The following is a 22,487-nucleotide window of genomic DNA, read 5'->3' as shown; positions in this document are numbered from 1 at the left end:
CGTCGGCACAGGTCTTCCCACTGTTGCCGCCGCACGGACGACGACACCAGAACAACCATGCTTTACAATACCCGGAAAATCGAGGACTTTCGGCCGACTGGCTGAGCGCAGACGTAGATCTGCAGCAATCCGCAAACAAGAGAGACCAACGATGAGCAGCGTTCTCGGGCCTGACGTAGTGCCGGCAACGGGCGATCCCGGTGACGAAATAGCGCGCCGGTTTCGATATCAATGGAACTATGCGGCGATTATCTGCTGCCTGCTGTTGGACGATGCAGAAGGAACTCACGAGGTATTCTGCGAACATCACGAGGACGTGCTCGTGAAGCGCCAGGACGGTACGTTCGACGGCCTTCAGATCAAAACGCGTGACATTTCCCAGCCATCTTGGAAATCCGACGACGAAGCGGTGCTCAAATCGTTCGTCCGCTTCTGCAAACTCGAAGGGCAGTTTCCCGGCAGATTCCGTGGATTCCGCTTTCTCTCCAATCATCCGCTCTACGTCAGCGGAAACGGGAAAGACATTCAGTATCTCCTTCGCGAAATTCGGAAAGCGAATAGCGCGGTCGCATGCCCGACCGTCATTACCAAATTCGTGAAGCAGATCGCAAAAGCAGCAAACTGCGACCTAGGTATCGCACAACACGCGCTCGGAAAAACTCTCGCCGACGATGCGTTGCCAAAGTTGGCGGACGTGCAGATGCGGCTCATCGATACTCTGACCAGCATCTGGACTCGCGCGCACGAACTGACCTTTCCAATAGTCCGTCGAGCCGCGCTCTATCTCTCGGACGAGTGCTGTCGGGCATCGTCGCTCGCTCACGAAGATGTATTGCCCGCCTATATACCTGCCAGCATCGCGCCTTGCGCCGCTGAAATGAAAGCCCGATTGGATGGGAAAAGATTTGATCGGATACGACTCATGTCAGTTCTTGAGGCGGGCATCAACGCCGTGGCTCCCCTAAACACCAACCCGGCATCGCTTGTGCGACCGGGCGGTGGCAGCAGTGAACTCCTTGAAAAGAAGCTGGACGCCGGGGGGTTTTCTGCGGTCTCCCGCAACTCCGCAGTTGATTTGCGCGATAAAGCTGAGTATCTCGGCATTGCATGGACACAAAAGTACGGACATGACAAAGGATTGCAGCAATACAGCCACATCCGATCGCTCGTTCTGAGCGACTCTGCGCGCGCCTTTGAGCTGGCCAAGGACAAGAGCCCGACGTTTGGCCTGCCCATGCTAGACGAGTTACGTCGGCGACTACACGACCGCCGGCAAGCCGGAGCGCAACTGTACGAGTGTTCAGATGAACATCTCGAAGGGGTCGCCTACGCACTGACGTCGGAATGCAAGGTGCAATGGAGCAAGGACAGGCCGTGGGAGGATGAACAATGAATTTGGTTGAGGCTATTGCGGATCTTGATCGTTCTTCGGACCTACATGCGGCCCGTATCCTCGTTCTTCTGCGAGCCTTTTCGGAAGGCACCGAAGGCGGACCGATAGAGGGTATAACGAAGCTAGCAAAACTTGACTTTCTCATCAGGTACCCGCTTATGCTCGAGCGAGCCCTGATCGCGCGGGGAAAATCGACGCGCGACGTGCAACTGGAAGACCACGAGCGATACAGCGTCGAGTCCAAGATGGTTCGTTACCGGTTTGGGCCTTGGGATCATCGATATAGGGATCTTCTCAACGTCCTCGCGGCCAAGGATTTGATCTCCCTGTCGATTGAAGGCAGAACGATCGTGATCTCACTGACGTCAGATGGTCATCGTGTTTCAGAAGCACTTGCCCAGGATCCTTTGTTCGAGGCCACCGCCCGACGTGCCCGGACCTTGAAGCGGAACATCGACCTCAGTGCGACGAATCTCATGAGGTTCATCTACGAGACATTCCCTGAAATCGTCTCCCTGCGCACCAATAAGCCGATACCCGCATGAAAATCCAAATACAGCAATTACGCGTGCATACGCGAAAAACGATCGAGATCATTCCGTTTTCGCCTTCCGTCACCTTCCTGCACGGTCCGATCGGTAAAGGAAAGTCGACTGTCGCGCGCCTCATCGACTACTGTCTCGGTGGTGGAATCGAGCGAACCCCAGCAATCCAGCGCGAATTCGTATCCTCGGAACTCACTCTCACTCTCGGAGTACATGTCTGCACATTCGAGCGATCCGCCACAGATTCACAGAGTGTGCGGGTCAGTTGGGAGAATCCTGATGGGACATCTGAGTCGGTCAATGCACCGTTCGAGCCCGAGGAGACGCCGCTGGTCGAGGGAGTGGATGTCTTCAATTTAAGCGATCTTATTTTTCACCTTTGCGACGTCTCACCAATCAAGGTCAGACGCGGGTCTCGGGATCCAGATTCTCCATTGGTTCGTCTGAGTTTCCGCGACCTAATGTGGTATTGCTACCTCGATCAAACTCATCTGGACTCGTCGTTCTTCCGGCTGGAAGACACCTTCCGCGGCAGAAAAAGTCAGGACGCGATGCGTTTCTTTACAGGCTTGCATTCCGAGCGTCTCAATCAGCTCGACTCGATGCTAATCAGGAAGCTCGATCAGCAGCGCGGCAAACGTGAGGCTGTCCAGCAGATACGAGCGTTCATGACGCAGTTCGGCTGGGATTCGGGGTTGAACCTCCTCGGTGAAATCGACGATGTAAGAACCGAATTGAGCGGCGCAGAAGCCCTGCGCAATGAGCTCGAAGCCACCCGGTTGGCAGAAATCCATCCCACAGACGATCTTCGTGTCCAGCTTCGCTCTCTCGGTGCGCAGATTGCAGAGATCAACGAGGCACTTTCGGAATCAGAGCAATCGATTGAAGAGCAGAAGGCACTCCGGGCCGAGCTGATAACCGCGAAAATAAAAGCAGATCGATCTCAGCAGGCGAGCCAGATTCTGGATGGTGTCAACTACCATCGATGTCCCCAATGTGGAACCGACGTCGCGCACCGTGCTTTGCCCCCCGGCGTATGCTGCCTCTGCTGCAGTGATACGCACGGCTCGAAAGAAGTACTACCGTCAATGGAGCTTGAAGCCCTTAGACGCGACCTGAACGAGCGGATCGACCAGATTGCTGATTCGATTCATCGACGAGGCCGCGAAATTGAGCGATCGCGCAGCGAGCTTACGAAAAAGCGGGAAAAGAAGTCGGGACTCGATCTTCAATTGCAGAAAGAGCTCGCGCGATACGATTCGGCCTTCGTGGAGCGCATTCGAGATGTCGAGCGCCGCATAGCGACTCTGAAAGAACGCGAGCACTCGTTGCTCCGATTGCAGAAGATGCCGGCAGCTGTCGACGAGCTTGAAAGTCAGGCTGGCTCGCTACAAGGAGAAATTGACAACCTGCGAAGCACCGTTGCGGCGGAGCGCGCGAGACTGAAAGCTGCCGACCACAAGATTGCCGCCATCGCTGCAGAGTTCAAACGAATACTCCTGGCGGTCTCGTTCCCGGGAATCTACGAAGACGACTATGTCGAGATTGACCCACGAAACTGGAATCCGCTCATCGTTCATGACGACCTGGAGTGGGGCTTTTGGGATACGGGCAGTGGTGGGAAGAAAACTGCATTCAACGTGTGCTACGCACTGGCCGTTCACTCAGCAGCGCGAGCTACGGGCATGCCCGTCCCGAGTCTTCTCATTATTGACAGCCCAACAAAGAACATCAGCGATGACGAGAATCCAGAACTGGTGAGAGCTCTATACGACGAAATATACAAAATCGCCGCGGCGCAAACCGAACAACCGGTTCAATTGCTTCTCATTGATTCGCACTTGGTACCACCAGGGGACGAAATTGCCGATTTTGTGCAGCGTCGGATGGCGGGCGAGTCGGATGCCCCGAGCCTGATCTCCTACTACGTTGGCCCATAATACAGGCGCGCGGGCCGGTAGTAGACCAGCGCAAGCACGCTCGCATTCAACTACAACATGTGAGACCAAAACTATGGACTCCAATATTGTTTACGTTAAAAGTTATAAGGATGATGAAGATGTTGTGGACTTTCTCACGAAGGTCCATGCGCACCCCGAGCTATTCTCTCACTTTCTTGTCGCTAGGTTTGATGCCATTAATGTTCGCAAATACTTCCGCGATTACATGGTTGAGAACGGAATATCCGCGTTGTTCAATTTTTCGCTAAACTGCGATGCCGTCACGCATGGCGGCATTCATGTAGATGAGATCGTTGACATCGTGCTTCAGTTCGTTGACAAGCTGAAAGGCGTAAAAGACCTCTTCATCATCGATCCGTATTTCTACACAGACGATCCGGTCTGTGTCAGTCTATTCCGGAGGATGAGCAGACATCCGGCTGTCCGCTTCGCATGGCAAGGCAGTCCCTCCGTCTCGCAGCCCATACCTCACGATACCTTGGTGGCGAACAGTGTCCGCAAGAGCCGATACGCCGACAGCGACTCCTTGACCTTGCGCGGTTCGTGCCACGTGAGAACCGGATCAAGGCTCTTGTCGGCTCGCAGCGGCCGGTGCACGTTAAAATCGCGCTTCGAAGGCTTCGCGAAGCGGGCGTTGCAGGCAGCCATGGGAAATCCTCACCGCGCCTGATCGCAATGCGCCCGTCCGCCGGAATGAGGGACTGGACCACCGTTTACGGTGGGTTGCGGTCGCGCGTTCAGCCACTCATCGGCGACACGCGGATCGAACGTGCCCGACCACTTCGCGACCACCACGGTCGCCAGTGCGTTGCCGATGGTGTTGCAGGTGGCGATCGCCATCGACATGAAGCGATAGACGCCGAAGATGATCGCCACTCCCTCAACCGGCAGCACGCCCGTCGAAGCGACAGTCGCGGCAAACACCACGAACGAGCCGCCCGACACCGTCGCCGCGCCCTTCGACGTGAGCAGCATCAGCAGCAGAATGCCGAGCTGATGTTCGAATGTGAGAGGCACGTTGTACGCATGCGCGATGAAAAGCACGCCCATCGACATGAAGATCGAGGTGCCGTCCAGGTTGAACGCGTAACCCGTCGGCAACACGAGGCCGACCGTCTGCTTCGCACAGCCCAGGCGTTCGAGCTTGACCAACAGCCGCGGCAACGCGCTTTCCGACGACGCAGTGCCCAGCACGATCAAGATTTCGTCCTTGATATAGCGTAGAAATCGCCACATGCTAAAACCCGCAAGGCGCGCGATCGCGCCCATCACTACTAACACGAACAGCGCAATCACCGCGTAGAAGCTCAGCACGAGTTGCGCGAGCGCGATCAGCACTACCGTGCCATTGCTGCCCACCGCGAACGCCACCGCGCCAAACGTGCCCAGCGGCGCAAGCTTCATCACTACGTTGATGAACGCAAACAGCACTTGCGAGACGAGATCGAGTCCTTCGCTGATACGCACGCGGCGCGCCTCGGGAATCGCCAGAATGCCGATGCCGACCATCACCGCCAGCACGACCACCTGCAACAACTCCCCTTTCGCGAACGCGCCAATGAAGTTATCGGGCACGAGATGCATCACGAAGGCGCTGAAGGTCTGCGGCGGCGGCGCCTTGGCAGGGGCCGCGGTAGACACCGCGTGCGCAGCGATGGCGGTCATGCCCTTGCCCGTCTGGAACAGATTGCCGGCGAGCAGCCCCACCGCGAGCGCGATCGTCGACACGCCCTCGAAGTAGACAAGCGAGCGCCAACCCACGCGCCCCGCGCTGCGTGCATCACCCGCTGAGGCGATGCCGTGCACGATCGTGAGAAACACGAGCGGCGCGACGCCCGCCTTGATGAGCGCGAGGAAGATATCGCCGAGCACTTTCAACTGCGCCGCGAAGCCCGGAAACATAAGTCCCACAGCGATGCCGAGCACCAGTCCGGTCATCACCTGCATGCCCAGCCGCCGATACCACGGTTGCCGTGCGCGCGGCGCAAGCGGATCGTGTGTCTCGTTTGCTCCGTGCACCCCGTCTTCGAGGATCTTGTCGTTCATGATGCGTCTCCTCCAGTTGCGTACGATCAGATCTCGCTCGAAGCGGCAAGCGCACGGTCGACCATCTGCGGCGCGAGGCCCAGATAGTTGACCGGATCGGTCATGCGATCGACAGCGACCCGATCGAAGTGCTGCGTGACTTCAGGCAGCGCGGCGAGCGCGTCGGCGAGCGTGCCGCCCTGCTCATTCACCGTGCGGCAGGCGTCGTAGACCAGATCGTGCGCCTGCTGACGGCCCGTGAACGGCGCCATCTGCATCATCGCGGCTTCGGCGACGATCAAGCCACGACTGATGCCGAGGTTGTGCTTCATGCGCTCCGTATCGACGATCAGGCCGCCCAGCGCGAACTTCGCCTGATGCAACGCGCCCGAAGCGAGGATGAAGCTCTCCGGAATCGCAATCCATTCGGCGTGCCATGGGCCGGTCGCGCGCTCGAAATCCTGAATCATGGCGTCGACCATCAGGCCCGCGTGCTGGCGCAAGGCCTTGGCCGCCGCGAGCATCAGTTCGCTCGAAATCGGATTGCGTTTTTGCGGCATCGTGCTGCTCGCGCCGCGGCCCTTCACGAACGGTTCGTAGACTTCGGCGAATTCGTTGGACGCCATGATCATGATGTCGGTGGCGATCTTGCCGAGCGAACCTGTCACGAGCGCGAGCAAGTTCACGGCTTCGGCAAAGCCGTCGCGCGCCACGTGCCAGGTCGTGGCCGGCACGCCCAGCCCCAGTTCCTGCGCGAGCGCCTGCTGCACCTCGAAGCCCTTATCGCCGATCGACGCGAGCGTACCCGCCGCGCCCGCGAACTCCACCACGGCCACGCGCGGACGAAGTTGCGCGATGCGTTGCTGATGGCGGTCGAACATCGCCAGCCAGATTGCCGCCTTGTAGCCGAAGGTCACGGGCAGCGCCTGCTGCAAGTGCGTGCGTCCCGCCATCGGCGTGTCGCGATGCTTTTTCGCGAGGTCGCCCAGAATACCGCGCAGTTCGCGGATATCGGCGTCGATTGAATCGAGCGCGTCGCGCACCTGCAGCGCCACGGCCGTATCCATGATGTCCTGGGTGGTGGCACCCCAGTGTACGTAGCGCCCCGCTCCGCCGCACATGCCGACGAGCTGGTGCACAAGCGGCAGGATCGGGTAACCGACGATATCGGTTTCCTCGCGCATGTGGTCGAAGTCGATGCGCTCGATCTGCGACTCGCGGGCGATCACCTCGGCCGCATCAGGCGGAATCACGCCGCAGCGCGCCTCGGCCTTCGCCAGCGCGACTTCGACGTCGATGTAGCGCTGAATCAGCGCGGTATCGGAGAAAACGGCGCGCATTTTGGCGGTGCCGAAGGCGTCGCGAAACAGGATGGAATCGACGACGGTGCTGGAGGCGGGCATCTGGCTGCGGATCATGGTTCGGTATCTGGCTCTAAATTCAGGGACGGACAATCGGCCGGACGTCTTATATGTCCGGACATATTCAGACTAATATGTTCGAACATATTGAGCAAGTGGTGATTTACCCCTATGCTGGACGTGCGCCCCTTAAACTTCCGTCATGAACAGACCCCGCTTTGCCGAAATCGCCCGAGAACTGACTCAGGGCATTGCCTCCGGCCGTTTCCCGGTGGGCAGCTATTTGCCGACCGAACTGGAATTGCGCGACCAGTACCAGACGAGCCGCCACACGATTCGCGCGGCGCTGCACGAGCTTCAGCAGCTTGGTTTCGTCTCGCGCCGCAAAAACGCGGGAACGCGCGTCGAGTCGGCGCAGCCGCGCAACGGCTTTCGGCCGACGCTGGCATCGGTGGACGATCTGGTGCAGTTCGGCAGCGAGAATCTTCGCGAGGTGCAGTCGGTGGAAGAAGTGGTGGCCGACGCCGCACTTGCGCAGATCCTGCAATGCGACGAGGGCGAGCGCTGGCTGCGTATTTCGAGCCTGCGCGTGGAGCGTAATGGGCAGCGAGCGCGTGCATTGGCGCGGGCGATGCCAGCCGTGCCTGTGGGCTGGACGGACGTCTTCATCGACCCTGCATACCAAGAAGTGGCCAACCAGGCGCGCATCGAACCTGACACGCTGATCAGTTCGCTGATCGAGACGCGCTATGGACGGCGTGTGGTGGAGATTCGCCAGGATGTGAGCGCGCTGATACTCGCTCCGGACATGGCGTCGCGCCTGGCGGTCGACGCGGGCACGGCCGCTTTACGCGTGGTGCGTCAGTATCTTGATGCATCCGGAAAATCGTTCGAGGTTTCCGTGACGGTCCATCCCGCCGAGCGCTTTTCCATTTCAATGCGCCTGACACGTTCAAACGACGCGGAGCTTTGAGCCCTAGTGCGCGTTCCTCGCGCTTAGTGTCACGTCAAGCCGGTCGCTTTCGCTGCTCAACGGCGTCACTGACACGACTATGCCACCGAGTTGCGCCGAAACGTTGAGTGTAGTGGCTTAAATATGAGCGACGTAAGGCCGTAACCCACGTTAATGCAGACGTTTGCTCAACGAAGCCTGAATGGCTGCAACGGGTCGAATCGGGCAGGTCGTCCATGACTACACACCGACGCAATGATGCAAGACGCATGAGTTCGTGCGCGGCCAGAAGCGGTCCGTCGAAGGCGTCGTCTAGATCGCTGACAATCGGCGCAACTGAGTTCCTGCCAACGGTGAAAGATGAGCGGCAAGCCAGAATGACAGCGACGCACTGAAACTAATGTTTGCGACCATCTTGGGTATCATGCACCGGGAGTTCTTCGCGCAAATCGGTTGAGGCCGCCGCATATTGATCTGCGTGGCTTGGAAAACCGTAAAACTCGTGAGGAATTGGGCCTGGACGATCTAGGCGCGGCGGCGGCAATCCTCTTGGGTCAAAACGATGTGCCTGTTGGCGGCAAATTCGCTGGGGCGGTTGCCGGTACATCGGTTGTCTCAATGGCCGCACGCAAATTCCTGCCGTTCCGTGTGGCCGTTCGGTTGCCGACCATCGTAAAGGCTGGTGCGGGCGGACTTCGCATCGCCATGACTCGCAGCCTTGGTGCATTCGTTGGTCGCACCATTCCGGTTGTCGGAACGGTAATGCTTGGCGCTGATGCGTTTTTGATCATGCGTAACACGCTCTTCACGTACAACCGAATGGTGAAGACAGAGGATCGGATTCTTTGAAATGACGGATCAGACTTGGGAAGATCTTGAGGCTTTCGCCCGCGAAGAACTGGGCCGCCCACTTTTTGGCCGCCTTGAGCTCACGCCAAAATCACGCATCGAAGAAGACCTACGGCTTACCGGCGTGGACGCTGTTGAGTTTATCGATACATGGGCGGAAAGATTCAAGATTGAGGCTCCGGGGGGCTTCCCGTACGCCAGGTATTTCGGCCCGGACTCGCTGGATGCCGTGCGGGCAGTCGCTGGATTGTTCTCCAACAAATTCCGCGATGCCCCGCTAGTGCCGATCACGCTGGGCATGCTGGCTGAGGCAATGCGGCGCGGGCGATGGGATACCGAGGAAATCGAAGCGACCAACCCGCGCGATTGACTGCACGCACAACCGCGGTAAGCCGCTGCTAAATTTCCTTCGCGGCATTGCCTAAACCCCATGAAACGAGTGTTTTTATGGGGTTTTGCAGGAAAGCATGTTTCTGCCGTGGAACCGCTACGCAACTTTGAGTTTTTTTCGTGCTTTCATCGCGGCTTTCTGTGCTTGCAGATCAACAGGCGGGGCGTAGACCGGTCAGAAAATTAACGTCGGCTTTCCGACTTCGCGAAGGTCTGCTCGGGGTCGATACCGGTCCGACAAGGGGGTAACAGCAGTTGGTGTATATCTCAACAATTACGAGGATCAGGGGCAGCGGAACCCAATGACGCTATCGGGCCTTCCTGGCGACGCCGCAGTATCAACAATGAACAATGAGAACTCGGACACGTTATCTTCGCGTCAATTTCTCGCGGCGAAGACCCGCATGTAGCTCGAATTACTGAAATCCGAAATACCCAAAGCTCTTGATCTGGATGCAGAGTATCCAGGGTTAAACGCGGCAAGAGGCGATAATTCTCAGACAAAGACGAAAAGAGCATTTCTCGGTGCGCTGGAACGCAATTCGTGCGCGCCGGACTTACCATCTACGGCTACTCCGTAGATTTCAGGGACGAAGTGTAACGGCTAACGTTCCGACTGCTTGAATGGTTCCGCGCTGTTCATCCAGTCAGCTGTGATCTTAGCACTCGGAGATGCTCTGTCGTCGTCTCTTGTCGCGTCAAAAGCTTTCATAGTGACATAAACAATGCGATTACCGACCTTGGCCTGAAATACACCGCAGCATTCCACGTCAACAGGGACACTTAACGTCCCCGTCGTCACAATCGCTCCTTTGGGGATAGTTCGGTTCCGCTTCGCCAATTCCCGCCACAAGAAGCGCAATGACTCGTACGGGCGAGTACGATCATCGCCGACGAGCGACCCAGCTATGCGTGTTCCGTTACGCCACACGCCAGCTCCGTCTTCAAAGGAACCGGGAACCGCAATATCCATCTCGTCGCCGCACACCAAAGCATGAAAACCTAGATTGTCTGCGAGGAAGCTAGACTGGGATACCGCTCTGCGATTGATAAACCGACTGCACACGACTTCAATTGCGACAAACGCGCTTTCAATCATCGTTAGTTGTTCAAACCTTTCTATCGCAGGCGATACACTGCGACCGAATCGAAATGCTATCTCGGTCTCCAGGGTAGCTGTCATTCCGACGGGAAACATCAATACGCCGCCTGAATCGATAATCCTCGACTCGATCAGCGTTCCGAATGCGGGCGCATTCGGATGTTCTCCGCGGAGCCCCCGCGGGGATGCGCCAGCAATCTTCCACCCTGCGGCTTTCTCACCCGTACGCTCGATGAAGCGTGCCTGAGCGGCATAAGCTTCCTCGAGCGAACCCGGGCAACTGCCAAGAGGTAGATCACCGAGCCTCAATCCTGTTTTCCAGGCCCATTCCAGATGCTTGGCGGCGATATCGAGGTCGACGGGTATGTTTGACACCTCAGACATCCTTGGAACGAAGTTCTTGCGGGAAGACCCAAAGCGCGATTGCCACGCACAACACACACAACGCGACGATCGCGTAAAGCGCGGGCGTCGTGCTGCCCGTCAAATCACTGATCCGGCCCACCATGATCGGGCTAACGATACCGCCCATCTGGCCGATCGAGTTGATCAGCGCGATTCCGCCCGCCGCCCCGACGCCAGTGACAACTTTCGGTGGCATCGTCCAGAACGCGGGAATTGTCGTCAGCATTCCGACGCCAAGGATCGTCAGAGAGAGAACAAGAGGCAACGTTTCATGTGCAAATATGCCCGCACCCAGGAATCCAATCGCTGTAAGCGACATGCATGCGGCAAATACCAGTCGACGATTCCCACTGCGATCGCCCAGCTTGCCCATTACCACCATCGCGATACCGCCTACGAGATAGGGAAGCGCCGTGTAGAGACCAATCGTTGTCGCATCGCGAACACCCGACGAGCGCAGTAGTTGCGGCATCCAGAAGTTCATACCGTACGACGCGATCTGGACAAGGAAATACGCCACGGCAAGGATCAGGAATGCGGGCGACTTCAACGCGCCAAGAAAGGAGTGACTGACGACTTTCTTGGCGTCTGCATCCAGTTTTGAGCGCAGGAGCCGCTTTTCACTGTCGCTGAGCCACGTGGCATCTTCTACCTGATCGTCGAACCGGAACAGCACAATGATCCCAAGCAGCACGCAGGGTAAGCCGCCAATGAGGAAGATCCAGTGCCATGCGGGTACTCCGGCAACACCATCGAAGTGGCCAAGAATGAAGCCGGACAAGGGCGCACCGAGAACGCCCGAGAATGCAAGCGCGAGGAAAAGAAGCCCACTCACACGGCCTCTGTGTTTGGCGGGGAACCAGGTGGAAAGATAGTAAAGGACCCCGGGAGCAAAGCCAGCTTCCATCGCACCAATGATGAACCGGGCAACATAGAATTGCGTCTCGCTTCTCACGAACACCATGCTCGCGGTTGCAATGCCCCACGAGATCATGATGCGTGCAATCCACTTTCGCGGCCCGACGCGGTAAAGAAACAGATTGCTGGGCACCTCACAGGCGACGTAGCCGACAACAAAGAGTGCTGCGCCCAGACCATAAGCGGTATCGCTCAGGGCAAGTTCTTTTTGAAGGTGAAACTTTGCGAAGCTGATGTTGATCCGATCGAACCAAGCGAACAGGTAGCAGATAATAACAAGCGGGATCACGCGAAGTTTTATCTTCAGCATGAGCGCCGACTCGGCATCGCGCACTTCAGCGCCTCCATCCAATGCCTTATTGATGAGCATATGCTCCCCCTTCTGTCTCAGTAAAGGGTGGTAGCTGCAACGGTTTGCGTGCAGCGTCCGTGACGATGTACCCGGGTTCTTCCGGGATGATCAGAGTGACGAAGGTCAACACCGAAAGCACTCACCACCCGCGCTTGAGAGCGCGCTATGCGACTGCCTTGGTGGGCCTGCCGTTCTATGTGGGCTGGGGGTTCATGAGTGTCTCCAATTGGGTCTTTTTTTGATATTTTTTTGAACGTGGCCGGGTGGGCATGAGAGTCATTCCCACGCCCACGCACTATCAATCATCAAGTCCAGATGGCGCGGACTAGTCCGTGAAACCTGCTTCGCGGGCCTTGATGATGCCGACCACGGTGTCGTTGACCGGGGTAGGAACGCCGTATTTGCGCCCTTCGCGCGAGATAGATCCGTTGATCGCATCGACTTCGCCACGACGACGCAGGATATAGTCAAGAAGCATCGAAGGGCGAGCATTGGGGATCTTGCTGCCGAGCTTGCGGATATGTTCGATCGGGTCGCCCACATCAAGGTGAATGCCGGCCGCCTTCGCGACCGCAATTGCCTCTTCCGCAGCACCCTTTGCAACGCTCCATGCGTTGGGGTTGCCCATGACTTCGCCGATCGTCATGCCTGTCGCGCAGGTCGTGCCCGAGAACGCGACGTTCATGATCAGCTTCTCCCAAACCATCTGGTCGATGTCGTCGAAGATCGCAACCTTGAATCCCGACGAGCGCCAGATCTCTGCGGATTGTTCAAGGTCTTCCTTCGACAGACCACGGTACGCCCCGAAGCGAATCATCTCCATGCCGTTGTGGTGAGCGTGGCCCGGGGCGCGGATTGATGCACCAAAGCCGCCGACAACGCCCACAGCGATGCGATTTTCGCCAAGAATCGCTGCCGCCTTTTCGGCCGACCCAAGCCCGTTCTGGATCGTTTGCACAACCGTATTTGGGCCGAAGAGCCGCTCGCAGGAGCGCGCTGCCGCTTCAACATCGAAAGCCTTGGTTGCGATGATGACCAGATCGCAGACACCAATTCCATCTGTTGTCGTGCTCGCGTGGATCGGTACAGTGCGATCCCCGCTAGCGCCTTCGACCCGCAGACCTTTCTCCTGCATCGCGGCAACGTGATCGGGCCAGAGGCTAATTGCGTGAACTTCGTGGCCTGCGCTGACCATAAGACCGGCGTACACCGAACCCATCGCGCCGCTGCCGACGATTGCTACCTTTGCCATGATCAGACTCCTTATGCGCTCAGCGCTGCGACAACGGCTTTCGTCACGCTTTCGGTGTTGCTGTCGCCGCCGATATCCGGCGTACGCGGGCCCGCCTGAAGCACCTTGGCCGTTGCGTTGCGGATGGCGGCAGCAACCTGCGCGCAACGCTTGTCTTCGTGTTGCTGTGCAAGCCATTCGAGCATCATTGCGGCAGAAAGGATCGTTGCGACGGGGTTGGCAATGTTCTTTCCGGTGATATCCGGTGCGCTGCCGTGGCTCGGCTGGAAGATGCCGTGTTTCAGGCTAACGTCACCAGAGGGTGCGACGCCCAGGCCACCCACTACTCCAGCCGCGATCTCCGAGGTGATATCCCCGAAGACGTTTTCCGTCACCACGACGTCGTAGCGCTCGGGGTTCGTAACGAACATCATTGAGCCTGCATCGATGTACAGACGCGCCGAGCCGATATCCGGGTGGCGCTCCGCGACTTCGTCAAAGACCTTGCGCAGGAAAGCGTTGCTGCGCAGAACGTTCGACTTGTCGAGCAGAGTCACATGACCCGGCGTGCCGTGCGTCGCGCGCCGTCGCTTCGCCTGCTCGAATGCGAGCTCGAACAGTTTTTGGCTGGTAGCACGGGTGATGGTGAGTCGATCGCTCACTGCCTCGTCGCTCGGTTCGAGCTTGTCATGGCGGCCGGCGAACAGACCTTCCGTCGTTTCGCGGATCACCAGCATGTTGACCTTGTCCGCCTTTACGCGGCTCGGAACGCCCGGAAACAGTTCGCACGGGCGCAGGCTTGCGAACAGACCATAGCGCTCGCGAAGGTCGATTTGAGGCGCGATCTCGGTGCCATCTGCCTTTCGAACAGTGGGCAGACCCATCGCACCGAGCAAAACCGCATCCGCCTGGCCAACGGCTTCCATGTCTGCCTCCGACATGGATTCGCCAGTACGCTTATACAGGCCAGCACCCGCTTCATAGCTGGTGTAGGCGAGCTTGAGATCGGCGTGGTCTGCGGCGGTGGTCAGAACGCGCACGGCGGCATCCACAACTTCGGGGCCGATGCCGTCGCCCGGCAGCAGTGCGATTTCGTAGTGGGCTTTGCTCATCACTTGTCTCCAGAAAGGTTTGATGTGGATCAAATGATGGTCAATGTCGCGCCGCCCGTGAATTAGTCTTTGGCGAGTCAGCCGTAACGAACCGTTATGGCTGAAATTAAGTTTTTCGCCTCCTCGCAGCGGCTCTGTCCTGCAGATGACTGACAAGCGCTTCCGCCGCCGGGGAAAGGCTTTCGCGGTTCCGGATGGCAATCCCCAGCCTGCGTCGCGCCCACGGTTCAGCCAACGAAACCTCCGTCACGCCCAATCGTCGGACAAAAAGCTTTGTGAGACTTCGAGGCGCAATGGCGATGCCAAGTCCCGCCGACACCATCAAACACAGCGCGTCGTAGCCCGTGACCTGAATGCGCAGGCGGAAATCCTTCTGGAGCCGGTTTGCGCCCTGTGTAAGCTGCGTGTTGATCGCGCTTCCCGTGCGTAGGCCCACAAAATCCCAGGCCAACGTTTCTTCGAAACGAACGCTTTTCTTTCCCGCAAGCGGATGGTCGCGGCGAACGACGACGCTTAGCTCATCCTCTTCATAAGAAAGCGTTTCCACCGCCTCCGCATGAGGTTCCACCGTGAAGATTCCGACATCAGCGGCGTTTTCCGCGACCGCCCGGAGCGTCACGAGGCTATTACGCTCTTCAAGCCGGACTTCGACAGCCGGATGCCCTTCAAGGAATGTGGAAAGGTCGTCCGGAAGAAATTGTGTGATTGCGGAAATGTTCGAGAACACGCGGACCTGCCCTCGTGTTCCCGACGCGTAGTCCAGCATTTCTGTGTGGATATCGTCCAGGTAGTTGACCGCGCGTCGGGACAGGTTCAACAGCGCATAGCCCGCAGCTGTTGGCTCAATGCCCTTGTGGTGCCGGGTCAGCAGAGTGGTTCTGAGCGATTCCTCAAGTGCGCTGATACGTTTGCTGATCGCCGGGGCCGCGATATGCTCTCGCTCCGCCGCCGCAGCGATGCTGCCTTCTTCGACGACCGCGATAAAAAGGCTCAAGGAAACAGGATCAAGCTTCATATTCGAAGATGTGCAGGAGAAAGATCGAAAACAATCGGCATGGCAATCCGCTTAACAGCCGCATCATGCACGCCACTCCGAAAGAATCTGCTCGGCGAGGCAGTCGCACGGTGCCCTGGCTGATCGCGCGCTGCGCGCCAGCACGACTTCCAGCTCACCCAGTTCGGGCAGTCCATCATTCGGTGTGAGTTGCAGCAGATGTGCCGGAATGCCGCATAGTGCCAGAGGCGCAACGGCAAGCCCAGCATCCACCATAATGAGTAGACCGAGGAAGCTCGGACTCTCGTAGGACATCCGGTATTTGATGCTCGCGCTCTGCAGCGCTCGCACAGCGAGATCACGCGCTGTACTTCCGTGCGCGAATACGGCAAGGGGAAGTGGTCGCTCTTCCCATACCCTGCGCTTCATGGAACCCGTCCAGATGATGGATTCGTACCGTATCAGCTCGCCCGAAACCCCTTTTACCTTCGTGAGACACGCAAGATCAAACGAGTTGTCTTTCAGCATCGGCACGATCGCACTGCTCGGCTGTCCCATCACGCGGATATCCACACGTGGATGCGTTGCTGCGAACTTCCCAAGCAGCTGCGGCAGAAGCAATGAAATGTAGTCGTCTGGAATACCGATCGTTATTCGTCCCTTGATCTTCGGCCTGACTACCGAGGCCCACGCTTCCTCCCGCATCGCCAGCATTCGTCGGCCGTAGTCGACGAGCATCGCGCCTTCCTCGGTGGTACTGACGTTACGGGTATCGCGACGAAAGAGCGGTTTCCCATCACTTCTTCGAGCGCCTTGATCTGCATGCCGACGGCAGATGGAGAGCGATGCACTACCTGAGCGCCCAGTGCAATGGAGCCGGATTCGGCAACGGCAACGACCATCTCTAGAACATCGAAATCGAGCTTCTTCAGAAGATTCGAAAAAACCGAGCAATTCGTTCAGTTTAATCCGTTTTACTGCATACAGGCTCGACATGATAATCGCCTGTAGTCAACGAAGCGGAAGGCAAGTCACGCAGGCGTCAGGGTTGTTCTACGGATTTCTTGTTGTGGGCGGAATGCTCGCCATCACCCCTGGCCCCAACATGGTCTACATCATGTCGCATTCGATTTCGCAGGGACGAAGTGCAGGCGTGGTCTCGCTCGCCGGTGTGATGATTGGCTACCTTACCTATATGTTCGGAGCCGCGTTTGGGATTACCGCACTGCTCGTGCAGGTGCCGTTTGCGACGCACACACTGGCAGCCGTGGGTGCAACCTACCTGCTTTTTCTCGCGTGGCAAGCAGTGCGGCCTGGCGGGCGTTTGCCATTCGACATCAGGGAAGTCAAGGGCGAGCCGCCTTTGCGCCTTCTCGCAATGGGGGCAACCACAAGCATTCTCAATCCGAAGCTCGCGATGCTTTTCATCTCTGTTCTGCCACAATGGACACTGGCAAGCTTTACGACACGACCGACCGGATGGGTTACGTCACGAAGATCCTGAACAAATACCATTACCTGATGACGTCGCCCCGTTATCGGCCGTACATGATTGAGCAGATTAAAACAATCGGCGCATGGAAAGATGCTTAAGCGACAGATAGCGACGATAGCCTTATGCGCCGTGATTGCGTTTGGTTTGATGCACGTGTGGTCTGCAAAAGGCGAAGCAACGAACGTTCAGCAAGGAAAACATGTGATGCAGGCAAACCTTTCGTTCGCATTGGGCGAAAATAGCGACGAGATCATGCGCAAGGCCGCGGTGCCGATCAGGAAATCGACGGTGTCTACGGCGTTGATGTACGACACGAGCCGCATCGCGACCGGCGTCGAACCGGTCTTTCAGCTCAGGGATGTTCGGCATGGCGTGCTCTTTCCGCAAGCAACTGACGTCGAATTCATGTCTGACTCCGAGGAAGGCGCGCGCGTTCGTAATATCGAGGTGACCTTCAAGGTTCCCCCGCCACCGCATGACATCAAGGACCAGGCGGCGCTTGGTGCGTACGACGACGCTATGTATCGCTATGTCATGGATGTCATCGAGAGAGTCAACCGAGCCGGTTGGAAGCGGTTTATCGCAGCGGATTCGCCGCGGCTCGCCGGACTCGACACGTATGTTTTCGACGCACCAGTAAGCGGGCAGAGATATTCACCGCCGCCTGGCATCGTCTATGCGGACCCGACCTACCCGTTGACGCGGGAGGAATGGAACCGTCTAAGGGCAGGAGACACGGTCGTCTGGAGTTGGCACGTCGACAACATGTTCATCGAACTGAAATATACGAAAGACTTCCGTGCGGCAGATGCGCCGCTGGTGGTCGGTGACCAGTTGAGCGCAACGGTCAGGACCGACGAGGCGTGGCTTGACGCGTTCGGCAAGGATGGCGATGTCACGCCCGATGCCTTGCGTGCCCGTTACCGTAATGCGCTACCGGAGATGCTGGCGACCCGCAGAAAGGCGGAGGCGATGGCACGAGCTCAGGGTGCCACAATTCTCGATCATTGGAATGAAGCCGTTATCTCCGGCATTCCTGTTCGCCAATGACCGGTGATCAGTTACCCGATATTGACCTGTGATCGACCGGCTGATTTTTCATATGCCTGCAACCTCGGCAGAGGCATTTGAGGCAATCCACAATCACGACACGCGTCTGCGCTGGGACATCCTGCTCAGGCAGGCAACGGTGGAAGGTGGTCATCGTTATCCCCACTTTGGAGCCGTGTTGATCAATGTCGGACGTGGATGGAGGGGGAGTTCTGTTCGCATACGCGTTTGTCTCCTATGAGCGTACCTCGGTTTTTGCCTTCCAACGGTCCCGAGTTATGCAGCCGTGTCCTTGGTCGACTGAGCTTTGATCCAGGCCAGAAGGAACTGCTCCCGAGAAACGGATCCGAGCGACGAATGACAACGACTGCGGTTGTCTCGCATTGCCGATGCCAACGATTCAGCGAATAATTCTTTCTCCGTTCGGTTTTCCGCCCGCAAATATTGATTCGCTATACTTACCAATGTTTGGAGCATGACGATGTCACGACAAACAACGCGAGTCTTTTATGCCAGATAAATCGGTTACGAAGCGCGCGCAGCGCGTGCGCTCGCTTCGTGTGCAACTTTCAGAATACGACCAAAGGAATCGGAAATCGACAGCCCTATAGAGCTCTACCAACTTCGCTTTTCAAGCCAATTCATTTTCCGGCTTGAATTAAGCGAATTGAATCGCATCACAGTGCGTGCAACGCCCATGCATAGCATTCTGAGGGACAGTAGGCTCGCGCAAATCCACTCTCGCCTACCACGAACAGAGACTACCCTCAGCATTCGACACCGCTTGCCGGTGACAGATGTTCGAAAATCGCCTTGACATCACGCTCAAGTGCATGGCAGTCGAAACTACGCAGGCGCAAACGCGTTCCGGAACCCTCATACACCCCGCTCGCCGCGAATCCTGGGTCGCGCGGTTGTGACCAGTACACGGTTTCAGCATCTGTACAAGGATCGCTCGCCCTTCGAGCGATTACCCATGCACCACGTTCCGGATGCACGGGTCTTCCCGAACGGCTGAACCTGCGCGCATGATCGCGATAGCGTGTCGAGACGCCAGTCTGGATTTCCCACGCGATGCCGACCAGATCGATATTCCTCACTTCCCGCCAAAGAAACGGAATCTCAGCTCCGCCAACACGCGCGCCGATTTCAAGGAAATGCAGCGCGTCGCCCTTATCGAATAGTTCAAGATGAAACACGATCTCACGCTCGGGCGCGAAAGCGGCCAACAATTCGCCTACACGCGCCCTGATGCGATCTTCATCGCGTCCTTCCCCGAGCTCGATACTGCCGAGCGGACTTTCAGGGCCAAAACCAGCACAATTATTTGCGTAACGCGACGCCGTCACGACCACAATCTGCGTGCCGTCCCACCAGCCATCCACGTGCAAAATCGGATCGCCGCAAAAACGCTGGATCATCATCGGCTCGATCTGATCGAGCAAGGCCGCATGAAGATCGGCCGCATCACGCAGGATCCTCACGCCACGGCTTGCTGTCCCATAGCGAGGTTTAAGCACCAGCGGATAACCATGCTCTGCCGCCATTTGCTCGGCGAGTTCGCGAGAATCAGCGGGAACGGCTGTCAGCACGCCAATGGCGCTTTGGCGCGCGGCAACTTCAAGCATCGCCAGTTTGTCCCTGAATCGATGCGTCCACGCCAGATCATCGCCCCTTATCCCCCAACGCTCACGAATCGAGGCCGCGTTGAGCAGATCGCCTTCGTTCAACGCAACAACGAGCACAGGCTTGCCGTGCAGCGCCACCAGATGCTCGGCCTCAGCCATCACAGCAGTTGCATCGTCCAACGACGGCAGTGTCGAATACGACTCGAGAAGCTTGCCCGGCAATGAACGGACGGACTCAGGCGTGCAGATCGCCCGAATCCGCGTATTTGCAGGTAGCTCGTATTGATCGTAAGTCGCCTGATACCCGACCCAACGATGCAAACAGAGCACATAGGTCATGCCATTTGCTCCACATCGAAGTTCACGGAAGCAACCAGCCCGTCGGTGATCTCGACAGCATCTTCGCGGGAATGCCCCGTCGCCAGTACGTATCCGGAAACACAATCCGCAACCGTATCGAGCGGCGGAATGCGGTCCCCTTCGTGCTTCTGGATGACGACTGCGCGCTCAGCGTCGCCGAGGGTAAAGAGAAACGGCAGGAATACCAGCGGCGTTTCACCGGGTTGCGTCTGGCGGACGACAACATCCGACGGGAAATCGTGATCGATCTTTTTGACCCGGCCCGGCGTGGGTACAAAGAACTGAATGGCCGCACCGGCTTTGGGCTCGGGAGATTGCTCCGGCAACTTGTCGATACCCAACGGTACGGTGAGAAACATGCGATTCAAATCCAGTCCGAACGCGCGGCGCACCAGCTCGGGCGCGCCCGATCCAGCCAGACGCGCATGAGATTCGAGCACGCGCGGGCCACGGGGTGTCAGAACGAACTCACTGTGCGACGGACCTTCTTCCAGCTCCACCGCATCGAGCAAGCGACACGTCAGCTCGCGCAGTTCCTTGAGCCATTTGCGCGCTTCGGTGCTAGGCGTGCTGACCTCCCATTCCACGTATTTATCATTCATTCGGTACTGGGAATAGCCGATCGGCAGGTGACGTCCCCTGAGAGAAAACGAGTCCACGCTCACGACCGGACCGTCAAGATATTCCTCGACGATAATGTGACTGACCTGAGCGTCTTTGAGCCGCTGCCAGGCTGTTGCAGCGGATTGTTCGTCGTCACACGGATGAATATGAAGGCTGGCCACACCCTCCGCCGGCTTGAGCACCGACCTCCCATGCACTTTGACGAATTCAATTGCGTCCTCCGCGTTATTGACTTCCTTGAAAGCGACGGGGCTCAAATTGTGCGTGGCCAGCAGTTCACGCATGGCAACCTTGTCTTTCAACAAATGCGCCGTCTTATAGGAAACGCCGGTCAGACCAAAGTGATCGACTACTCTACCGGTGGATTCGCCCGCTGCTTCGGTTGTGGTCATGATGCGATCAAATGCACGCTTGCGATGAAGCGGTTCAAGTGCCTTGATGATGGCCTCTGCATCGTCAATTCGCGCATGGACCACCTGTTCGCAATGAGCAAGCATCTCCGGCTCGTAATCGCCTTCCTGATGAACCAGAACGACGTCGATACCCAGTTCCTTCGCGCCGTGAATGGGAGCGGGACGGCCGCCAATGACTGCAACACGCTTATTCATATAATACTCCTAAATTATTTGATTGACTTTAAAGACATATTAATTGCAATACACCCTTCGCAACCATCTCGCCTTGCCTTCCGGAAAAGGGCGAAATGCCTTGCGGCGGTGTAGAACGCGTGCGTTCTTGAATATAAAAAAATCGCCTGACTGGAGAACGACTTCGATACCTTCCACGTCTTTCAGACGCCGCCGCAATAACTCAAGCGCCTCCGAACTATCCGGATCACGTGCCGTGACAATGCCGGTATCGAATCGCAGCCGATAACCCAGATCGCTCTGCTCAATAATCGGCAACATCTGCCTCTTTCCATCAAACCCTTCGTTCGAGGCAGGGGCGCCGAACATAAAGCCGGGCTTCTGCAACTGCGTAACCGCCCAGTCCGGGATCTGCGAAAGCACGTGATCAACACAAGCGATATCGGTCGACACGCCCTCCTGGTTACGCACCGCAATAAACGCCAGGAATGTTGGCACACTGGTCGACAAGTCCGACACCTCATTCTCGAACGGCCAGTTCGGGTTATCGGTGTGCCAGAAAAATTCGACGTCCGCGCCCCATGAACTCGTCGTTCCTGCTGCCTCGATAACCGGCACGACATTCCGGACCAGCTTGCCGCGATTCTCATACTCCACGGCGTGCGGTCTCACACCCAACAGGCTAAGCATCCCGAAGTGAAATATGTCGAAATCCAGTACGCACTGATTCGTTGGCAAAAATCCCGTATGCGGAGTTTCGACTTCTGTGGTCAACGCAACGCCACGCAACAGCAACGCCTTATGCGGCCCACCACGAAATTCGCTGATTGCGCGAATTGCAGTGGGATCGAGAATCGATTTCAACCAGTCAGCACCTACCTCGCCCACCGTTTCAGCATGATGTGGGCTGTCCGTCAATTTCTCTCGGAAGCGGCCCAGTGATCCTGTGTCAGGCAGATCGACTTCAATAATCTTGACGACCGATTCGTCCTGCACATCCAGATCTTCAGCGATCATGATTTTCGGTCCAGATACGAACTTACTTTCTGGTCAGGCCGATGAGAGAAGGAAGGCGTCTTTCTGATCAAAAATCCCAGCGGTGCAATGAGAGTAAAAACAAACCAATTCATGCGTCAGACCTCCTCGTGGTAAA

18 protein-coding genes and 3 pseudogenes are annotated in these 22,487 nt (G+C 57.3%); 10 read left to right on the top strand and 11 right to left on the bottom strand.

Features of this window, described 5'->3' with window-relative positions; genetic code table 11:
* The first annotated feature begins 151 nt into the window (after positions 1–151).
* From U5A67_RS26015 to U5A67_RS26000, 4 genes are all read left to right on the top strand, one after another.
* Positions 152–1,393, top strand: coding sequence for a dsDNA nuclease domain-containing protein (locus tag U5A67_RS26015; protein ID WP_321816591.1), 1,242 nt, complete (start codon positions 152–154; stop codon positions 1,391–1,393).
* A complete protein-coding gene (locus U5A67_RS26010) occupies positions 1,390–1,938 on the top strand; it encodes an ABC-three component system middle component 4 (protein ID WP_321816592.1) in 549 nt (182 codons plus the stop codon). Before U5A67_RS26015 ends, U5A67_RS26010 begins: the two co-directional genes overlap by 4 nt.
* The gene (locus U5A67_RS26005; RefSeq protein ID WP_321816593.1) at positions 1,935–3,878 is read left to right on the top strand and encodes an AAA family ATPase; all 1,944 of its coding nucleotides are present in this window, start codon (positions 1,935–1,937) and stop codon (positions 3,876–3,878) included. The genes U5A67_RS26010 and U5A67_RS26005 overlap by 4 nt, the downstream gene beginning before the upstream one ends.
* A gap of 73 nt (positions 3,879–3,951) precedes the next feature.
* Complete coding sequence (locus U5A67_RS26000; protein ID WP_321816733.1) at positions 3,952–4,569, top strand: hypothetical protein; 618 nt, start codon at positions 3,952–3,954, stop codon at positions 4,567–4,569.
* Here the strand turns inward: U5A67_RS26000 and U5A67_RS25995 are convergent.
* Together U5A67_RS25995 and U5A67_RS25990 are read right to left on the bottom strand one after the other, a co-directional pair.
* A complete protein-coding gene (locus U5A67_RS25995) occupies positions 4,557–5,846 on the bottom strand; it encodes a cation:dicarboxylate symporter family transporter (protein WP_321816731.1) in 1,290 nt (429 codons plus the stop codon). The genes U5A67_RS26000 and U5A67_RS25995 overlap by 13 nt on opposite strands.
* A gap of 125 nt (positions 5,847–5,971) precedes the next feature.
* Positions 5,972–7,342 (bottom strand): adenylosuccinate lyase family protein, encoded by a 1,371-nt coding sequence (locus tag U5A67_RS25990; protein WP_321816594.1) that lies wholly within the window; start codon positions 7,340–7,342, stop codon positions 5,972–5,974.
* A 145-nt stretch (positions 7,343–7,487) separates the two neighbouring features.
* On the opposite strand from U5A67_RS25990, the gene U5A67_RS25985 reads away from it, so the two are divergent.
* The 3 genes and pseudogenes from U5A67_RS25985 (at position 7,488) to U5A67_RS25975 (ending at position 9,456) form a co-directional block, all read left to right on the top strand.
* Complete coding sequence (locus U5A67_RS25985; protein WP_321816595.1) at positions 7,488–8,258, top strand: GntR family transcriptional regulator; 771 nt, start codon at positions 7,488–7,490, stop codon at positions 8,256–8,258.
* A 474-nt stretch (positions 8,259–8,732) separates the two neighbouring features.
* A pseudogene (locus U5A67_RS25980) lies at positions 8,733–9,086 on the top strand (STM2901 family protein); the annotation flags it as partial.
* A 1-nt stretch (position 9,087) separates the two neighbouring features.
* A complete protein-coding gene (locus U5A67_RS25975) occupies positions 9,088–9,456 on the top strand; it encodes a DUF1493 family protein (RefSeq protein ID WP_321816597.1) in 369 nt (122 codons plus the stop codon).
* Between the two features lie 624 nt (positions 9,457–10,080).
* Here U5A67_RS25975 and U5A67_RS25970 read toward each other — a convergent pair.
* The 6 genes and pseudogenes from U5A67_RS25970 to U5A67_RS25945 form a co-directional block, all read right to left on the bottom strand.
* Positions 10,081–10,953, bottom strand: a complete 873-nt coding sequence (locus tag U5A67_RS25970) for a hydratase (RefSeq protein ID WP_321816598.1) — start codon at positions 10,951–10,953, stop codon at positions 10,081–10,083.
* A 1-nt stretch (position 10,954) separates the two neighbouring features.
* Complete coding sequence (locus U5A67_RS25965) at positions 10,955–12,271, bottom strand: MFS transporter (protein WP_321816599.1); 1,317 nt, start codon at positions 12,269–12,271, stop codon at positions 10,955–10,957.
* Between the two features lie 307 nt (positions 12,272–12,578).
* The gene (locus tag U5A67_RS25960) at positions 12,579–13,505 is read right to left on the bottom strand and encodes a 2-dehydropantoate 2-reductase (RefSeq protein ID WP_321816600.1); all 927 of its coding nucleotides are present in this window, start codon (positions 13,503–13,505) and stop codon (positions 12,579–12,581) included.
* Between the two features lie 11 nt (positions 13,506–13,516).
* Positions 13,517–14,596, bottom strand: coding sequence for an isocitrate/isopropylmalate dehydrogenase family protein (locus U5A67_RS25955; RefSeq protein ID WP_321816601.1), 1,080 nt, complete (start codon positions 14,594–14,596; stop codon positions 13,517–13,519).
* Positions 14,597–14,702: 106 nt separating this feature from the next.
* Complete coding sequence (locus U5A67_RS25950; protein ID WP_321816602.1) at positions 14,703–15,611, bottom strand: LysR family transcriptional regulator; 909 nt, start codon at positions 15,609–15,611, stop codon at positions 14,703–14,705.
* A 63-nt stretch (positions 15,612–15,674) separates the two neighbouring features.
* Positions 15,675–16,522, bottom strand: a pseudogene (locus U5A67_RS25945) (LysR substrate-binding domain-containing protein).
* A gap of 146 nt (positions 16,523–16,668) precedes the next feature.
* On the opposite strand from U5A67_RS25945, the pseudogene U5A67_RS25940 reads away from it, so the two are divergent.
* The 3 genes and pseudogenes from U5A67_RS25940 to U5A67_RS25935 all read left to right on the top strand — a co-directional run.
* A pseudogene (locus U5A67_RS25940) lies at positions 16,669–17,037 on the top strand (LysE family translocator); the annotation flags it as partial.
* Positions 16,920–17,183, top strand: a complete 264-nt coding sequence (locus tag U5A67_RS40770; protein ID WP_415767942.1) for a DUF2515 family protein — start codon at positions 16,920–16,922, stop codon at positions 17,181–17,183. The pseudogene U5A67_RS25940 and the gene U5A67_RS40770, both read left to right, overlap by 118 nt.
* On the top strand, positions 17,176–18,135 hold the full coding sequence (locus tag U5A67_RS25935; RefSeq protein ID WP_321816603.1) for a hypothetical protein: 960 nt from the start codon (positions 17,176–17,178) through the stop codon (positions 18,133–18,135). Before U5A67_RS40770 ends, U5A67_RS25935 begins: the two co-directional genes overlap by 8 nt.
* A gap of 767 nt (positions 18,136–18,902) precedes the next feature.
* Here U5A67_RS25935 and U5A67_RS25930 read toward each other — a convergent pair.
* The 3 genes from U5A67_RS25930 to U5A67_RS25920 are packed head-to-tail and all read right to left on the bottom strand — an operon-like array spanning position 18,903 to position 22,351.
* Complete coding sequence (locus U5A67_RS25930) at positions 18,903–20,102, bottom strand: biotin carboxylase (RefSeq protein ID WP_321816604.1); 1,200 nt, start codon at positions 20,100–20,102, stop codon at positions 18,903–18,905.
* Positions 20,099–21,355: an ATP-grasp domain-containing protein gene (locus tag U5A67_RS25925; protein ID WP_321816605.1), complete on the bottom strand. Its 1,257-nt coding sequence runs from the start codon at positions 21,353–21,355 to the stop codon at positions 20,099–20,101. The genes U5A67_RS25930 and U5A67_RS25925 overlap by 4 nt, the downstream gene beginning before the upstream one ends.
* 39 nt (positions 21,356–21,394) lie before the next feature.
* Positions 21,395–22,351 carry a TauD/TfdA family dioxygenase gene (locus U5A67_RS25920; protein ID WP_321816606.1) on the bottom strand — a complete coding sequence of 319 codons (957 nt, stop codon included), beginning with the start codon at positions 22,349–22,351 and terminating at the stop codon, positions 21,395–21,397.
* Between the last annotated feature and the right edge of the window lie 136 nt (positions 22,352–22,487).

Origin of the sequence: Paraburkholderia sp. J69-1, from assembly GCF_905220255.1 — a bacterium.
Lineage (GTDB): Bacteria > Pseudomonadota > Gammaproteobacteria > Burkholderiales > Burkholderiaceae > Paraburkholderia.
Note: the sequence above shows the minus strand (reverse complement) of the source record. Positions and strands in the feature narration are given on the sequence as shown.

Bases quoted from the DNA above. Each gene is read 5' to 3' on its own strand.
- U5A67_RS26015 (WP_321816591.1), top strand. From the start codon at position 152: ATGAGCAGCGTTCTCGGGCCTGACGTAGTGCCGGCAACGGGCGATCCC.
- U5A67_RS26010 (WP_321816592.1), top strand. From the start codon at position 1,390: ATGAATTTGGTTGAGGCTATTGCGGATCTTGATCGTTCTTCGGACCTA.
- U5A67_RS25960 (WP_321816600.1), bottom strand. From the start codon at position 13,505: ATGGCAAAGGTAGCAATCGTCGGCAGCGGCGCGATGGGTTCGGTGTAC.
- U5A67_RS25975 (WP_321816597.1), top strand. From the start codon at position 9,088: ATGACGGATCAGACTTGGGAAGATCTTGAGGCTTTCGCCCGCGAAGAA.
- U5A67_RS25990 (WP_321816594.1), bottom strand. From the start codon at position 7,342: ATGATCCGCAGCCAGATGCCCGCCTCCAGCACCGTCGTCGATTCCATC.
- U5A67_RS26000 (WP_321816733.1), top strand. From the start codon at position 3,952: ATGGACTCCAATATTGTTTACGTTAAAAGTTATAAGGATGATGAAGAT.
- U5A67_RS25935 (WP_321816603.1), top strand. From the start codon at position 17,176: ATGCTTAAGCGACAGATAGCGACGATAGCCTTATGCGCCGTGATTGCG.
- U5A67_RS25930 (WP_321816604.1), bottom strand. From the start codon at position 20,102: ATGACCTATGTGCTCTGTTTGCATCGTTGGGTCGGGTATCAGGCGACT.
- U5A67_RS25950 (WP_321816602.1), bottom strand. From the start codon at position 15,611: ATGAAGCTTGATCCTGTTTCCTTGAGCCTTTTTATCGCGGTCGTCGAA.
- U5A67_RS25925 (WP_321816605.1), bottom strand. From the start codon at position 21,355: ATGAATAAGCGTGTTGCAGTCATTGGCGGCCGTCCCGCTCCCATTCAC.
- U5A67_RS25920 (WP_321816606.1), bottom strand. From the start codon at position 22,351: ATGATCGCTGAAGATCTGGATGTGCAGGACGAATCGGTCGTCAAGATT.
- U5A67_RS25965 (WP_321816599.1), bottom strand. From the start codon at position 12,271: ATGCTCATCAATAAGGCATTGGATGGAGGCGCTGAAGTGCGCGATGCC.
- U5A67_RS25985 (WP_321816595.1), top strand. From the start codon at position 7,488: ATGAACAGACCCCGCTTTGCCGAAATCGCCCGAGAACTGACTCAGGGC.
- U5A67_RS25995 (WP_321816731.1), bottom strand. From the start codon at position 5,846: ATGCAGGTGATGACCGGACTGGTGCTCGGCATCGCTGTGGGACTTATG.
- U5A67_RS25955 (WP_321816601.1), bottom strand. From the start codon at position 14,596: ATGAGCAAAGCCCACTACGAAATCGCACTGCTGCCGGGCGACGGCATC.
- U5A67_RS26005 (WP_321816593.1), top strand. From the start codon at position 1,935: ATGAAAATCCAAATACAGCAATTACGCGTGCATACGCGAAAAACGATC.